The 14,420-nt window shown below is 63.9% G+C and carries 9 protein-coding genes; 4 read left to right on the top strand and 5 right to left on the bottom strand.

Annotated elements, in window-relative coordinates:
* Positions 1-47: 47 nt before the first annotated feature.
* The gene (gene rpiA, locus DBR12_RS04515) at positions 48-743 is read left to right on the top strand and encodes a ribose-5-phosphate isomerase RpiA (RefSeq protein WP_108616154.1); all 696 of its coding nucleotides are present in this window, start codon (positions 48-50) and stop codon (positions 741-743) included.
* A gap of 92 nt (positions 744-835) precedes the next feature.
* Here rpiA and DBR12_RS04510 read toward each other — a convergent pair whose 3' ends face one another.
* From DBR12_RS04510 to DBR12_RS04490, 5 genes are all read right to left on the bottom strand, one after another.
* Complete coding sequence (locus DBR12_RS04510) at positions 836-1,492, bottom strand: DUF4124 domain-containing protein (RefSeq protein WP_108616153.1); 657 nt, start codon at positions 1,490-1,492, stop codon at positions 836-838.
* 71 nt (positions 1,493-1,563) lie between these two features.
* Positions 1,564-3,609, bottom strand: coding sequence for a M3 family metallopeptidase (locus DBR12_RS04505; RefSeq protein ID WP_108616152.1), 2,046 nt, complete (start codon positions 3,607-3,609; stop codon positions 1,564-1,566).
* An 81-nt stretch (positions 3,610-3,690) separates the two neighbouring features.
* Positions 3,691-4,545, bottom strand: coding sequence for a bifunctional methylenetetrahydrofolate dehydrogenase/methenyltetrahydrofolate cyclohydrolase FolD (gene folD, locus DBR12_RS04500; RefSeq protein WP_108616151.1), 855 nt, complete (start codon positions 4,543-4,545; stop codon positions 3,691-3,693).
* A gap of 75 nt (positions 4,546-4,620) precedes the next feature.
* The gene (locus DBR12_RS04495; protein ID WP_015013997.1) at positions 4,621-5,247 is read right to left on the bottom strand and encodes a response regulator transcription factor; all 627 of its coding nucleotides are present in this window, start codon (positions 5,245-5,247) and stop codon (positions 4,621-4,623) included.
* Positions 5,244-7,805, bottom strand: a complete 2,562-nt coding sequence (locus tag DBR12_RS04490; protein ID WP_108616150.1) for a PAS domain S-box protein — start codon at positions 7,803-7,805, stop codon at positions 5,244-5,246. Before DBR12_RS04490 ends, DBR12_RS04495 begins: the two co-directional genes overlap by 4 nt.
* A 168-nt stretch (positions 7,806-7,973) precedes the next feature.
* Between DBR12_RS04490 and aceE the strand changes: the two genes are divergently transcribed.
* Genes aceE through lpdA form a run of 3 tightly spaced genes read left to right on the top strand, consistent with a single transcriptional unit; the run spans position 7,974 to position 14,263 of the window.
* Complete coding sequence (aceE, locus tag DBR12_RS04485; protein WP_108616149.1) at positions 7,974-10,682, top strand: pyruvate dehydrogenase (acetyl-transferring), homodimeric type; 2,709 nt, start codon at positions 7,974-7,976, stop codon at positions 10,680-10,682.
* Positions 10,683-10,701: 19 nt separating this feature from the next.
* Positions 10,702-12,393 carry a dihydrolipoyllysine-residue acetyltransferase gene (aceF, locus tag DBR12_RS04480; RefSeq protein WP_108616148.1) on the top strand — a complete coding sequence of 564 codons (1,692 nt, stop codon included), beginning with the start codon at positions 10,702-10,704 and terminating at the stop codon, positions 12,391-12,393.
* Positions 12,394-12,412: 19 nt separating this feature from the next.
* Complete coding sequence (lpdA, locus tag DBR12_RS04475) at positions 12,413-14,263, top strand: dihydrolipoyl dehydrogenase (protein ID WP_108616147.1); 1,851 nt, start codon at positions 12,413-12,415, stop codon at positions 14,261-14,263.
* Positions 14,264-14,420 lie beyond the last annotated feature (157 nt).

Raw genomic sequence — 14,420 nt, 5'->3', positions numbered from 1 at the left:
ATCAGGGACATGGGGGGATAATTCAGGATTACCCCCGATTTTCTCCCATGACGACGATGAATCCCCTGACCCAAGACGAACTCAAGACCCTGGTTGGCCAAGCCGCACTGCAGTATGTGGTGCCCGGCGAGATTGTGGGGGTGGGCACAGGCTCCACGGTCAACAAGTTCATCGACGCTTTGGCGGGCATGAAGGACCAGATCAAGGGCGCAGTGTCCAGCTCCGTGGCAAGCACCGAGCGCCTGAAGGCCCTGGGCATTGCGGTGTTCGACGCCAACGAGGTGGAGTCGCTCTCCGTCTACATCGATGGCGCCGACGAGATCGATGGCCGGGGCCACATGGTCAAGGGCGGCGGTGCGGCGCTGACGCGCGAGAAGATCGTGGCGGCCCTGGCCGCGCGCTTCGTCTGTATCGCAGATGAATCCAAGCTGGTCCAGGCGCTGGGGCAGTTTCCCTTGCCTGTCGAGGTGATCCCCATGGCGGCCAACCATATTGCGCGCCGTTTTGCTGCCATGGGCGGCCAGGCAAGCCTGCGGCTCAAGGACGGCCAGCCGCTGGTGACCGACAACGGCCAGCATATTCTGGATGTGAAGGGTCTGTCGATCACAGACCCTTTGGCGTTTGAGTCACAAATCAATCAATGGCCAGGCGTGGTGACCGTGGGGGTTTTTGCCCACCAAAAGGCCACGGTGTGCCTGCTGGGGACGGCCCAGGGTGTCAAGACGCTGGATTATTCCCGCTGAGCCGCCTGCGCGACGGCACTGCAGTGTTCTGAAAAACAAAAGGGGTCCGTCGGACCCCTTTTTTGATGCGGCTGCTGGAGCAGTGTTGTCCGTCAGAAACGGATACCCGCCGGATTGCTGGGCGTTGGGCCATCAGCAGGGCGGGGCGCAGGCGCGGGACGCGCGGGTGCTGCAGCAGCTTTGGGCTTCTCTGCCGCAGGAGCCGCTTCTATTGGCTTGACCGCCACCAGTGGCGTGGCTGCGGGTGGCCGGTAGCTGGGCGGCAGCTGCGACTGCTTGGGATAGCCCGCAGCGTCCAGGTACTGCGTCCATTCCGCGTCTGCGAACCCCACCAGCTGCTGGCCACCAATGCTGCCAAAGGGCAGGCTGGCCGATCCGCTCAGGCGCTGCAGTGCCACCGTGTCTTCGCTGGTGGTCACCGTGCGCTCGGTGAACGGAACGCCCCGCGCCACAAGGGCATTGCGCAGGCTCGTGCAAGGGGCGCAGTCATTGCCGGTGTAAATCGTGACCGGGAACCGTGTGGCGATCTGCCGCAGCTCATAGGGCAGGGTGGCGGTGCCACTGGCGGGGGCTGGCGCCGCACCCGTGGTGCGTGCAGCTTGCGCCGGGGCATCGGCAGGCGGGCGATCGGAGAAGGTCACTTTGCCATCGGGCCCGACGATGCGATAGACACCTTGCGCCTGGGCGCTGGCGCAAGCCAAGGTCATCAGCAACGAGGCCAACAGAGGGGCCAACAAGGGCTTGTGCATGGTTGTTCTCCTTATTTCAGTTCGTTGTGGCTGCACCGTGGTGATCGTGCGGGCCTGTGCTTTCCATGGGCTCAGGCAGTCAGTTCTTCCGCCATGCCCTGGTGGCGCAACAGGGCATCCAGGCTGGGCTCGCGGCCCCGGAAGGCCTTGAAGGACTCCATGGCGGGGCGGCTGCCGCCCGCTTCCAGAATCGCTTCGCGGTAGCGCCGTCCGGTTTCGGCACTGGGCAGCCCGTCGCTGCCTGTAGTTTCCTCAAACGCTGCATAGGCATCGGCGCTGAGCACCTCGGCCCATTTGTAGCTGTAATAACCGGCGGCGTAGCCACCCGCAAAGATATGGCTGAAGGTGTGTGCCGTGCGGCTGAAGGCTGGCGACTGCAGCACCGCCACTTCCTGGCGCACCTGGGTCAGCAGCGGCATGAAGTCCTGTGCCGGGTCGTGTTCGGTGTGCAGCAGCATGTCGAACAGCGCGAACTCGATCTGGCGCAGCGTGGCCATGCCGCTCTGGAAGTTCTTGGCCGCAATCATTTTGTCGAACAGTGTGCGGGGCAGGGGTTCGCCCGTATCCACATGGGCAGTCATGTGCTTGAGCACATCCCATTCCCAGCAGAAGTTCTCCATGAACTGGCTGGGCAGTTCCACGGCATCCCATTCCACGCCCCCGATGCCTGAGACGTCGCGTTCGTTCACCTGGGTGAGCATGTGGTGCAGGCCATGGCCGAACTCGTGGAACAACGTGATCACGTCGTCGTGCGTCAGCAGGGGCGGCTTGCCATCCACGCCATCGGCAAAATTGCAGACCAGGTGGGCCACGGGCATCTGTAGCACGCCGGTGTCCGGGCGCTGCCAGCGGGTGCGGACATCGTCCATCCAGGCACCGCCGCGTTTGCCGGTGCGGGCGGGCTGGTCCAGGTAGAACTGGCCGACCAGTGCACCGTTGCGCTCGATGCGGTAAAACTCGACCGCCGGGTGCCACGTGGGGGCCGAGTCGCGGCGGATCGACACCTCGAACAGTGTCTCGATGATCTTGAACAGCCCCGCCAGCACCTTGGGCGCCGTGAAGTATTCCTTGAGCTCCTGTTCGCTGAATGCGTAGCGGGCTTCCTTGAGTTTTTCGGAGATGTAGGGCCAGTCCCAGGCCTGCGGGTCGGCCAGGCCCAGGTGTTCGGCGGCAAAGGTGCGCAGGTCGGCCACATCCTTTTCGGCATACGGGCGGGCACGGCGGGCCAGGTCGCGCAGGAAGCGGACGACCTCGGCGGGCGACTGTGCCATCTTCGGAACCACGGAGACTTCACCGAAGTTGGCGTAACCCAGCAACTGGGCTTCTTCGCGGCGCAGCGCCAGGATCTCGCTGATGAGTGCGGAGTTGTCGAATTTGCGGCCGTCGCCTTCGGCCTGCTCGGAGGCTCGGGTGACGTAGGCACGGTAGAGCTTGGCGCGCAGGTCGCTGCTTGCTGCAAACTGCATCACTGGCAGGTAGCACGGCATCTTGAGCGTGAGCTTGTAGCCTACCTTGCCCTCCGCCTGCGCAGCGGCCAGGGCCGCTTGCTGCACGTCGGAAGGGATGCCTTCCAGCTCTTCTGCAGTGGCGTAATAGGCGTAGGCGTCGGTCGCGTCCAGCGCGTTTTCGCTGAATTTCTGGCTCAGCTCGGCCTGGCGTTCCTGGATCTGTGCGAACCGCTCCTTGGCTGCGCCGGTCAATTCGGCGCCGCTCAGCACGAAGTTGCGCACGGCATTCGAATGGGCTTGGCGCTGTTCGGGTGTCAGGGTGGCTGGGTCGATGGCCTTGTACTTGGCGTAGAGGCGTTCATCGGCACCCAGGCGAGTCCAGAACTCGGTGATGCGAGGCAGGGCAGCGTTGTAGGCTGCCCGCAACTCGGGCGTGTCGGCCACGCTGTTGAGGTGGCTCACAGCGCCCCAGGAGCGGCCTAGATGCTCGGTGGCCACATCCAGCACCTTGGCAATGGCATCCCAGCGGGCCGGAAAGTCCGGGGCGGTGACGGTCTCCAGCGCCTGGTTGGCGCGCTCCAGCAGCACATCCATCGCCGGGGCGACGTCTTGCGGCGTGATGCGGTCGAACAGGGGGAGGTCGGAGAAGTCGAGAAGGGCGTTGCTCATGCGAAATAAGATGGCGCCTTACGGCGCAGGTTCAAGTTGCAAAGCGGCCGGCACCGACCCCTGGGGCGTTGAGCGGCAGGCTCAGTGTGCAGCGGTGCGCTCGGCAGCTTCGATGGTGTTGACCAGCAGCATGGTAATGGTCATGGGGCCAACCCCGCCAGGCACGGGGGTGATCCAGCCAGCCACTTCCTTGACGCCATCAAAGTCCACGTCGCCGCAGAGCTTGCCTTCGTCGTTGCGGTTCATTCCCACGTCGATCACCACGGCGCCAGGCTTGACCATGTCGGCGGTCAGCACATTGCGTTTGCCCACTGCGGCCACGATCACGTCGGCCTGCAGTGTCTGGGCCTTCAGGTCCTGGGTAGCGCTGTGGCAAACGGTGACGGTAGCGTTCTGGCCCAGCAGCATGAGCGCCATGGGTTTGCCCACAATGTTGCTGCGGCCAATGACCACGGCGTGTTTGCCCTTGAGGTTGTAGTCGATGCTTTCCAGCATCTTCATGCAGCCATAGGGTGTGCAGGGCCAAAAGCCGGGCATGCCGGTCATCAGTGCGCCCGCGCTGGCGATGTGGAAGCCGTCCACGTCCTTGGCGGGCGAGATGGCTTCGATGACTTTTTGTGCATCGATGTGTTTGGGCAAAGGCAGTTGCACCAGGATGCCGTGGATGGCCGGGTCGTTGTTGAGCGCTTCCACACGGGCCAGCAGCGCGGCCTCGGTCATGTCGGCGTCGTACTTTTCGAGTACCGAGTGCAGGCCGCTGTCTTCGCAGGCCTTGACCTTGTTGCGCACATAGACCTGGCTGGCCGGGTTGTCGCCCACCAGCACCACGGCGAGCCCGGGCGTGACGCCACGGGCTTTCAGGGCCGCAGCACGCTGCGCCACATCGGCGCGCAGTTGGCGGGAGAGGGCGTTGCCGTCGATGAGCTGTGCTGTCATATCAAAAATACAAGTCAAAAATGCCGTCTGCGCGCACTGGATAAGCGCAAGCAGCTATTAAAAAGTGAGTAATCCTCAGCCCTTGGGAGCGTTCTGGCCCAGAGCGATCTTGAGCAGGTCGGCCACGGTGTTGGCGTTGAGCTTTTCCATGATGTTGGCGCGGTGCGCCTCCACCGTCTTGATGCTGATGCCCAAGTCGTCAGCGATCTGCTTGTTCAGGCGGCCGGCCACGATGCGTTCGAGCACCTGGGCTTCGCGGCTGGTGAGCTTGGAGAGCAGGGCGTCGCGGCTGGCGGCCTGCTGGTAACCAGCGAAGCTCTCGCGGGCATGGTCCAGCATGCGCTCGACCAGGCCGACCAGTTCTTCTTCGTCAAACGGCTTCTGGATGAAGTCCAGCGCGCCCTTTTTCATGGTGTTCACGGCCATGGGCACGTCGCCATGGCCGGTGATGAACACGATGGGCAGGGGGGACTTGCGCTCGATCAGGCGGTCCTGCAACTCCAGGCCGGTCATGCCGCCCATGCGGATGTCCACGATCAGGCATGCGACTTCGCGCGGGTCGTAGCGCGAGAGAAATGTCTCGGCCGAATCAAAGCAACGTACGCGATAGTCCTTGCCTTCCAGCAGCCACTGCAGGGAATCGCGGACGGCTTCGTCGTCGTCTACAACGTAAACAGTGCCTTTTTTCGGGATCAAGCTCATGCAACAGTCCTTGGGTTTTGTACGTTTGCTACAGAATTTGTAGTGCCATCGACAGGCTTGGCAAGCGGCAGCCAGAAGGAGAACCTGCAGCCGATGACCTCCGGGCCATTGTAGAGGTTCTCCGCCTGCATCCGGCCCTGGTGCGACTCGACGATGCTGCGGCACAGATTGAGGCCCATGCCCATGCCTTCGGCCTTGGTGGAGAAGAAGGCCTCGAAGAGGCGTTCCAGCACTTCCGGCGCCAAGCCCCGGCCGGTGTCCTGCACCGAAAACTCCACCACCTGCCGGTCTTCGATCTGCTTGGGCACCACGCGCAGCTCCACGCTGCGGCCCGCTGCGGGGCGGTTGGCATGCTGGATGGCTTCGGCGCCGTTCTTCATCAGGTTGACCAGCACCTGCTCGATCAGGATGGTGTCGGCCATCACGGGTGGCAGGCGGGCGGCCACGTAGTGGGTCAGGCGCACGTTGTGGCGGCGCAGCTCGATGTCGGCCAGCTCGACGGCCTCGTTGACCATCGAATGCACATCGGCCAGCGTGCGGTTGGGCTCGCTCTTTTTCACGAACGAGCGGATGCGCTGGATGATCTGGCCCGCGCGCTGCGCCTGGTGGGCTGTCTTCTGCAGAGCGGTGAGTAGCGCCTCTTCGGTCAGCTGGCCGCTCTGGATGCGCGAGACCATGCCGCTGCAGTAGTTGTTGATGGCGGTGAGCGGCTGGTTCAGCTCGTGCGCCACGCTCGATGCCATCTCGCCCATGGTGATGAGGCGGCTCACGGACTGGGCGCGCTCGGCCTGGCGCTGGGCCTGTTCTTCGGCCAGGCGGCGGGGTGTGATGTCGGTGGCAATCACCATCTGCGCCAGGCGCCCGTCGACCCAGTTCAGGTAGCGCGAGCGCACTTCCAGCCATTTGCCCAGGTCGGGCAGATAGATTTCGGCGTTCTCGGTACGGGCGCTGGTCAATGGGTCGGTGGGCAGGCCCATCAGGCCGTCTTCGTCGTCCATGCCGGTGTGCTCTTTGCCCGCCACCGGCACCACGCCCGCCTGCGCCACCAGTTGCAGGTGCCCGCCGGTCTGAGAGCCGAACCACTGGCGGTAAAGCTTGTTGGCAAACAGCAGCTCCTCGCTACCCAGCGGAGCCACAGAGACCGAGGCGTCCAGCGACTCCAGCACGATGGTGAAGCGCTCGTGAGATGCCGAGAGCTGCTCGCGGATGCGGTTGGGCTCGGTGATGTCGGTCATCGAGGTCATCCAGCCAGTCTGATGGCCGTGGGCATCAATCAGGGGCGACACATAGAGCCGTGCGTCAAAAAGGGTGCCGCTCTTGCGCTTGACGCGCACCTGAAAGCCTCCAGCCATGGTGTTGCCGCGCAGTTCGTCGCGCAGTTTGGCCAGCAGGGTTTCGTGGTCGGCCTCGGGCCAGTAGGGGAAGGGTGCCTTCAGCCCCACCAGCTCTTCGGCGCTCCATCCCGTCATCTGGCAGAAGGCGGCGTTCACGTAACTGATGCGGCCTTCCATGTCCAGGGCGCGCATGCCGGTGAGGATGGAGTTCTCCATCGCACGGCGGAAGTTGGTTTCGGCCACCAGGGCTTCTTGCGCCTGCATGCGGCGCCGGGTGTGACGCCATGTGGCGATCAGCATCCAGGCTGTCATCGCGCTCAGCGTGCCCACCAGCCAGAACAGGCCACTGCCCACCACCCCGAGCGATGTGCGGTAGGCCTGTGCGCGCAGCACCAAGCCGTTGCCGACCGGGGAGACGGGTATTTCGTATTCGTTGGCCTTGGGCGTCCAGGGCAACAACTGCGTGGCCTTGTTGCGTGGCCCAAGCGGCGTGCCAGCCAGCACCTGGTTCTTGCTGTCGAGCAGCGTCACCGCGTAGCGCGCCAGCACCTCGGTCGGGGTGCCGTAGCGCAGCAGGCTGTCGATGGAGTATTCGCCCAGCACAACGCCGCTGAACTTGCCCTGGTTGTTCAGTGGCACCTGCAGCTGCAGCAGCGGGGTGGCGTCGCCCGAGGTGGCGGCAGGCTGCGCATACACGGGCTGCTGCAGGTCGCGCGCCAGGCCAAAGGTGTCGGCGGTGTCGCCGGGTTTGAGCACTTCGCCCGCAATGCGCAGTTCGCTGCTGGCCAGGGTGGGTGCGGCATGGCTGGCGCGGATGCGGCGGCGGTCGTCGATCCAGGTGATGGCCTGCAGCTCGGGGTACTGGCTGATCAGCGCCTCGGCGCGGATTACAAATTCAGCGCGGCCCAGATCCTGGTTGGACAGGTCGCGCGCAATGCGCATGAGCTGTTCCTGGCGTTCCAGCAGGCGCAGCCGCACGCGCTGCTGGGCGTATTCCACATCGCGCCGCAGGGCTTCCTGCTCGCGCTCGGCCTCTTCTGCGCGCAGATACCAGAAGGCCGCCACGATGGCTGCCAGAAACATGAGCACTGCCGCCAGAGGGGCCAGGGCGGCAAAGCGGTCCTGGCGCGTGGGGGACAAGCTGCGCCACCATTTGCGCCACCAGCGTATCGGCGCAGTCACGGACGGCGCCGTCGGGGAAGGGGCTGGGGGCATCGAATCCATCCCGCAAGTGTAGGGGAGCCGTGCTCTGTATTCCTCCATTCTGAGAATGTGCGCTTGCAGCAAAATATTGCAATATGAAATGAATAGGCACCATTTGAAATTCTTGGAAAATATGCGAAACTAGAGCCAACGTACTAAATTTGCTGCCACATCTACAGGAGACAAAGCATGTCAGCTCAGCCCGACCCTCAGGCCGGTTTCGGCATCGGCACGGACGCCGATCAACAGGAAACCCGTGAATGGATGGACGCGCTGTCCGCCGTGATCGACAAGGAGGGCCCTGAGCGCGCCCATTTCCTCCTGGAGCAGCTTCTTGAACACGCCCGCCAGAGCAGCATCGATCTGCCGTTCTCGGCCAACACGGGTTACGTCAACACCATCGAGCCTGAAAAAGAGGCGCACTGCCCCGGCAATATCGCCATCGAAAAGCGTCTGCGCGCCTACATGCGCTGGAACGCCATGGCCATGGTGGTGCGCGCCAACCGACTGAACCCCGCTGACGGCGGCGACCTTGGCGGCCACATTGGTTCGTTCGCCTCGGTGGCGAGCATGTTTGGCGCTGGTTTCAACCACTTTTGGCACGCCGAGAGCGAAGGCCACGGTGGCGACCTGCTCTACATCCAGGGCCACAGCGCCCCTGGCATCTATGCCCGCGCCTACCTTGAAGGCCGCCTGACCGAAGAGCAGCTCGACAGCTTCCGCCAGGAAGTGGACGGCAAGGGCCTGTCCAGCTATCCGCACCCCAAGCTGATGCCCGAGTTCTGGCAGTTCCCCACGGTGTCCATGGGCCTGGGCCCACTCATGGCGATCTACCAGGCGCGCTTTCTCAAATACCTGCACGCCCGTGGCATTGCCAACACCGAAAACCGCAAGGTGTGGGTGTTCTGCGGCGACGGCGAAATGGACGAGCCCGAATCTCTGGGCGCCATCGGCCTGGCCGCGCGTGAAAACCTCGACAACCTGGTGTTCGTCATCAACTGCAACCTGCAGCGCCTGGACGGCCCGGTGCGCGGCAACGGCAAGATCGTGCAAGAGCTGGAAGGCGAGTTCCGCGGCGCAGGCTGGAACGTGATCAAGCTGCTGTGGGGCAATGGCTGGGATGCCTTGCTGGCCCGCGACAAGAGCGGCAAGCTCAAGCAGCTGATGATGGAAACGCTGGACGGCGACTACCAGGCCATGAAGGCCAACGACGGTGCCTTCGTGCGCAAGAACTTCTTCGGCAAGTACCCCGAAACGCTCAAGCTTGTCGAGCACATGACCGACGAAGAGGTGTTCGAGCTGCGCCGTGGCGGCCACGAGCCTGCCAAGGTGTACGCAGCCTTCCACGCCGCCAACGAGCACAAGAACCAGCCCACCGTGCTGCTGGTCAAGACCGTCAAGGGCTATGGCATGGGCAAGGCCGGTGAAGGCAAGAACACCGTGCACCAGACCAAGAAGCTGTCGGACGAGGACATCAAGTACATCCGCGACCGTTTCAACATCCCGATCCCCGACAGCCAGCTGGCCGAGATCCCTTACTACAAGCCGGCCGACGACACGCCGGAGATGAAGTACCTGCACGAGCGCCGCAAGGCCCTGGGCGGCTATCTGCCACACCGCCGCGTGAAGGCCGACGAGAGCTTCACCGTGCCTGCGCTGGACACCTTCAAGGCCATCCTGGAGCCCACGGCCGAAGGCCGTGAAATCTCCACCACGCAGGCCTACGTGCGCTTTATCACGCAACTGCTTCGCGACCAGGCCCTGGGCCCGCGTGTGGTGCCCATCCTGGTGGACGAAGCCCGCACTTTCGGCATGGAAGGCTTGTTCCGCCAGATCGGCATCTACAACCCCAAGGGCCAGCTGTACACCCCGGTCGACCGCGACCAGGTGATGTACTACAAGGAAGACAAGGCCGGCCAGATCCTGCAGGAAGGCATCAACGAAGCGGGCGGCATGGCCAGCTGGATCGCTGCAGCCACCAGCTACAGCACCAACAACCGCATCATGGTGCCGTTCTACGTGTACTACTCGATGTTCGGCTTCCAGCGCATTGGCGACCTGGCCTGGGCTGCGGGTGACATGCAGGCACGCGGCTTCCTGCTGGGCGGAACCTCGGGCCGCACCACGCTGAACGGCGAAGGGTTGCAGCACGAAGATGGCCACAGCCACATCCTGGCCAACACCATCCCCAACTGCGTGAGCTACGACCCCACCTTTGCCCACGAAGTCGCGGTGATCATGCACCGTGGCATGAAGCGGATGGTCGAGCAGCAAGAAAACGTCTTCTACTACATCACGCTGCTCAACGAGAACTACGCCATGCCCGGCCTTGTGGAAGGCACGGAAGAACAGATCATCAAGGGCATGTATCTGTGCAAGCCTGGTGCCGAGGGTGGCACCCGCGTGCAACTGCTGGGCTCGGGCACCATCCTGCGCGAGTCGCTGGCCGCGCAAACCCTGCTGGCTGCCGACTGGGGCGTGCAGGCCGATGTGTGGAGCTGCCCAAGCTTCAACGAACTCACCCGCGAAGGCCAGGACGCCGACCGCTGGAACCTGTTGCACCCGCTGGAAACACCCCGCGTGCCGTTTGTGGCGCAGCAACTGGGCACCAGCACTGGCCCTGTGGTCGCATCCACCGACTACATGAAGGCCTATGCCGAGCAGATCCGTCCCTTTGTTCCCAAGGGCCGTAACTACAAGGTGCTTGGCACCGACGGCTTTGGCCGCAGCGACTTCCGCAGCAAGCTGCGCGAGCACTTCGAGGTGAACCGCCACTACATCGTCGTGGCCGCCCTCAAGGCGCTGAGCGAAGACGGCGTGCTGCCCGCCACCAAGGTGGCCGAGGCGATCGCCAAGTACGGCATCAATGCAGACAAGATCAACCCGCTGTACGCATAAAACGAACGGAGACAGAACAATGGCATTGGTCAACATTCAAGTCCCGGACATCGGGGACTTCGACGAAGTGGGCGTGATCGAGTTGCTGGTCAAGGTGGGCGACACCGTGAAGGCCGAGCAGTCGCTCATCACCGTCGAATCCGACAAGGCATCGATGGAGATCCCATCGAGTCATGCAGGCGTGGTCAAGGAACTCAAGATTGCGCTGGGCGACAAAGTCAAGCAAGGCTCGGTGATCGCTGTGGTGGAGTCCGCTGACGCGGGCGCTGCAGCAGCCCCGGCGGCTGCACCGGCTCCTGCTGCGGTGGCTCCCGCGCCCGCCCCAGTGGCGGCAGCAGCGCCAGCCCCGGCAGCTGCTGCCCCTGCGGCTGCAGGCCCCGTCGAAGTGCGTGTGCCCGACATTGGCGACTTCAAGGACGTGGCCGTCATCGAGATGCTGGTCAAGGTCGGCGACACCATCAAGGTCGAACAATCGCTGTTCACCGTCGAATCCGACAAGGCCTCCATGGAGATCCCATCGCCCGCCGCTGGCGTGCTCAAGGAACTCAAGGTCAAGATTGGCGACACCGTCAATATCGGTGATCTGGTGGCAATTCTGGAAGGCGCGGCTGCTGTTGCAGCACCGGCCGCCGCACCCGTTGCAGCCGCTGCGCCCGCACCTGCCCCCGTGGCTGCTCCTGCAGTCGCGGTGGCTGCCGCAGCGCCCGCTGCTGCCACTGCCTCGGCGCCTGTCCCCGCCCACCAGCCCGGCACTCCCACCGCAGGCCTGCCCCACGCATCGCCATCGGTGCGCAAGTTCGCCCGCGAACTGGGCGTGCCCATCGACGAGGTCAAGGGCACTGGCCCCAAGGGCCGTATCACCCAGGACGACGTGGCCGCCTTCACCAAGCAGGTGATGGCAGGCGCGGTGCAGACCAAGGCCCAGGCGGCCAAAGCGCCCGCAGCGGCCTCTGGCGGGTCCAGCAGCTCTGGCGTGGGCCTGGATCTGCTGCCCTGGCCCAAGGTGGACTTCACCAAGTTCGGCCCGGTGGAGCGCAAGGACCTCTCGCGCATCAAGAAGATCAGCGGCGCCAACCTGCACCGCAACTGGGTCGTCATCCCGCACGTCACCAACCACGACGACGCGGACATCACCGACCTCGAAGCCTTCCGCGTGCAGTTCAACAAGGAGAACGAGAAGAGCGGCGTCAAGGTCACCATGCTCGCCTTCATGATCAAGGCCGCCGTGGCCGCGCTCAAGAAGTTCCCCGAGTTCAACAGCTCGCTCGACAGCGACCAGCTGGTGCTGAAGAACTACTTCCACATCGGCTTTGCGGCCGACACGCCCAACGGCCTTGTTGTGCCCGTCATCCGCGATGCCGACAAAAAGGGCATCGTGCAGATCTCGCAAGAGATGGGCGATTTGGCCAAGAAGGCGCGCGACGGCAAGCTCGGCCCGGCCGACATGACCGGTGGCTGCTTCTCCATCAGCTCGCTGGGTGGCATTGGTGGCCGTTACTTCACGCCCATCATCAACGCGCCTGAAGTTGCCATCATGGGCGTGTGCAAGAGCAGCATCGAACCCAAGTGGGACGGCAAGCAGTTCGCACCTCGCCTGATCCTGCCGCTGTCGCTCAGCTGGGACCACCGCGTGATCGATGGCGCCGCCGCCGCACGCTTTAACGTGTACTTTGCCTCGCTGCTGGCGGACTTCCGCCGCATCGTGATGTAACGAAAGGGCAAGACACACCATGGCAATCATCGACATCAAGGTGCCCGACATCGGCGACTTCGCCGAAGTGGCCATCATCGAAGTGCTGGTCAAGCCCGGCGACACCATCAAGGCCGAGCAAAGCCTGATCACCGTGGAGTCCGACAAGGCCTCCATGGAGATCCCCTCCAGCCACGCTGGGGTGGTGAAGGAGCTGAAAGTGAAGCTCGGTGACAAGGTCGCCGAAGGCTCGGTGGTGCTGACACTGGAAGTGCAGGGCGCAGGCGCGGCAGCTCCAGCGCCTGCTGCAGCCCCGGCATCCGCAGTTTCTGAGCAAAAAACGGCCCCTCCGCCCGTCCAGCAAGCGCAAGCAGCTATCAATCCAGTAGCATTCAGCTTTGCTGGCTCGGCTGATCTGGACTGCGACGTGCTCGTGCTCGGCGGCGGCCCTGGCGGCTACAGCGCCGCCTTTCGCGCCGCTGACCTGGGCCTCAAGGTCATCATCGTCGAGCGCTACGCCACCCTGGGCGGCGTGTGCCTGAACGTGGGCTGCATCCCCTCCAAGGCGCTGCTGCACGTGGCAGCCGTCATGGACGAAGTCAGCCACATGGCCGACCTGGGCGTGGACTTCGGCGCGCCCGCCGTCAACATCGACAAGCTGCGCGGCCACAAAGAAAAGGTCATCGGCAAGCTCACCGGCGGCCTCGCCGCCATGGCCAAGATGCGCAAGGTGACCACCGTGCGTGGCTACGGTGCTTTCGTTGGCGCAAACCACCTCGAAGTGGAAGAAACCACCGGCACCGGCCAGGAGAAGACGGGCACCAAGAAAGTCATCGCCTTCAAACGCGCCATCATCGCCGCCGGCAGCCAGGCCGTGCGCCTGCCCTTCATGCCCAACGACCCGCGCGTGGTCGACTCCACCGGCGCCCTGGCGCTCAAGGAAGTCCCCAAACGCATGCTCATCCTGGGCGGCGGCATCATCGGCCTGGAAATGGGCACCGTCTACAGCACCCTGGGCGCCCGCCTGGATGTGGTCGAAATGATGGACGGCCTGATGCAAGGCGCGGACCGCGACCTCGTCAAGATCTGGCAAAAGATGAACGCCAAGCGCTTCGACAACATCATGTTGAAGACGAAAACCGTGGGTGCTGAAGCCACCCCCGAAGGCATCAAGGTCACCTTCGCACCAGCGGAAGAGGGCGGCACCGCACCCGAGCCTCAGGTGTACGACCTGGTGCTGCAGGCAGTGGGCCGCACCCCCAACGGCAAGAAAATTGCCGCCGAAAAGGCAGGTGTGGCCGTCACCGACCGTGGCTTCATCAACGTCGACATCCAGATGCGCACCAATGTGCCGCACATCTTCGCCATCGGCGACATCGTGGGCCAGCCCATGCTGGCGCACAAGGCGGTGCATGAGGCGCACGTGGCGGCAGAAGTCATCGCCGGTGAACTGCAAGGCAACAAGGAGCTGGCAGCAGCCGCCTTCAACGCCCGCGTGATCCCATCCGTGGCCTACACCGACCCCGAGGTGGCTTGGGTCGGCCTCACCGAAGACCAGGCCAAGGCCCAAGGCATCAAGGTCAAGAAGGGCTTGTTCCCCTGGACGGCCTCCGGCCGCGCCATCGCCAACGGCCGCGACGAAGGCGTCACCAAACTGCTGTTCGACGACTCGCCCGAAGCCCATGGCCACGGCAAGATCCTGGGCGGCGGCATGGTCGGCACCCATGCGGGCGACATGATCGGGGAGATTGCGCTGGCCATCGAGATGGGCGCCGACGCGGTGGACATCGGCAAGACCATCCACCCGCACCCCACGCTGGGCGAAAGCATCGGCATGGCGGCGGAGATTGCGCATGGCAGTTGCACGGATGTGCCGCCGCAGAAGAAGTGAGCCGATGAGCTATTGAGCTGCTGAAAACGCTACGAATTCAGTAGCTGGCCGCGCAGACTCCGAAAGGACTGCGCGGCTTTTCTTTGGCGATGCAGTGTTGCGCAGCTGGAGTGCATGTCGGCAAATCGTGGTTGGCGGAAATGTTGGCAAAACTCTT

This window comes from Acidovorax sp. HMWF029 (assembly GCF_003060895.1).
Taxonomy (GTDB): domain Bacteria; phylum Pseudomonadota; class Gammaproteobacteria; order Burkholderiales; family Burkholderiaceae_C; genus Acidovorax.
The sequence above is the reverse complement of the archived record's forward strand: the minus strand, read 5'-3'. Positions and strand labels throughout refer to the sequence as shown.

Coding starts and splice junctions, on each gene's coding strand:
- DBR12_RS04510 (WP_108616153.1), bottom strand. CDS start 1,492: ATGCACAAGCCCTTGTTGGCCCCTCTGTTGGCCTCGTTGCTGATGACC.
- aceF (WP_108616148.1), top strand. CDS start 10,702: ATGGCATTGGTCAACATTCAAGTCCCGGACATCGGGGACTTCGACGAA.
- DBR12_RS04505 (WP_108616152.1), bottom strand. CDS start 3,609: ATGAGCAACGCCCTTCTCGACTTCTCCGACCTCCCCCTGTTCGACCGC.
- rpiA (WP_108616154.1), top strand. CDS start 48: ATGACGACGATGAATCCCCTGACCCAAGACGAACTCAAGACCCTGGTT.
- lpdA (WP_108616147.1), top strand. CDS start 12,413: ATGGCAATCATCGACATCAAGGTGCCCGACATCGGCGACTTCGCCGAA.
- folD (WP_108616151.1), bottom strand. CDS start 4,545: ATGACAGCACAGCTCATCGACGGCAACGCCCTCTCCCGCCAACTGCGC.
- aceE (WP_108616149.1), top strand. CDS start 7,974: ATGTCAGCTCAGCCCGACCCTCAGGCCGGTTTCGGCATCGGCACGGAC.
- DBR12_RS04490 (WP_108616150.1), bottom strand. CDS start 7,805: ATGGATTCGATGCCCCCAGCCCCTTCCCCGACGGCGCCGTCCGTGACT.
- DBR12_RS04495 (WP_015013997.1), bottom strand. CDS start 5,247: ATGAGCTTGATCCCGAAAAAAGGCACTGTTTACGTTGTAGACGACGAC.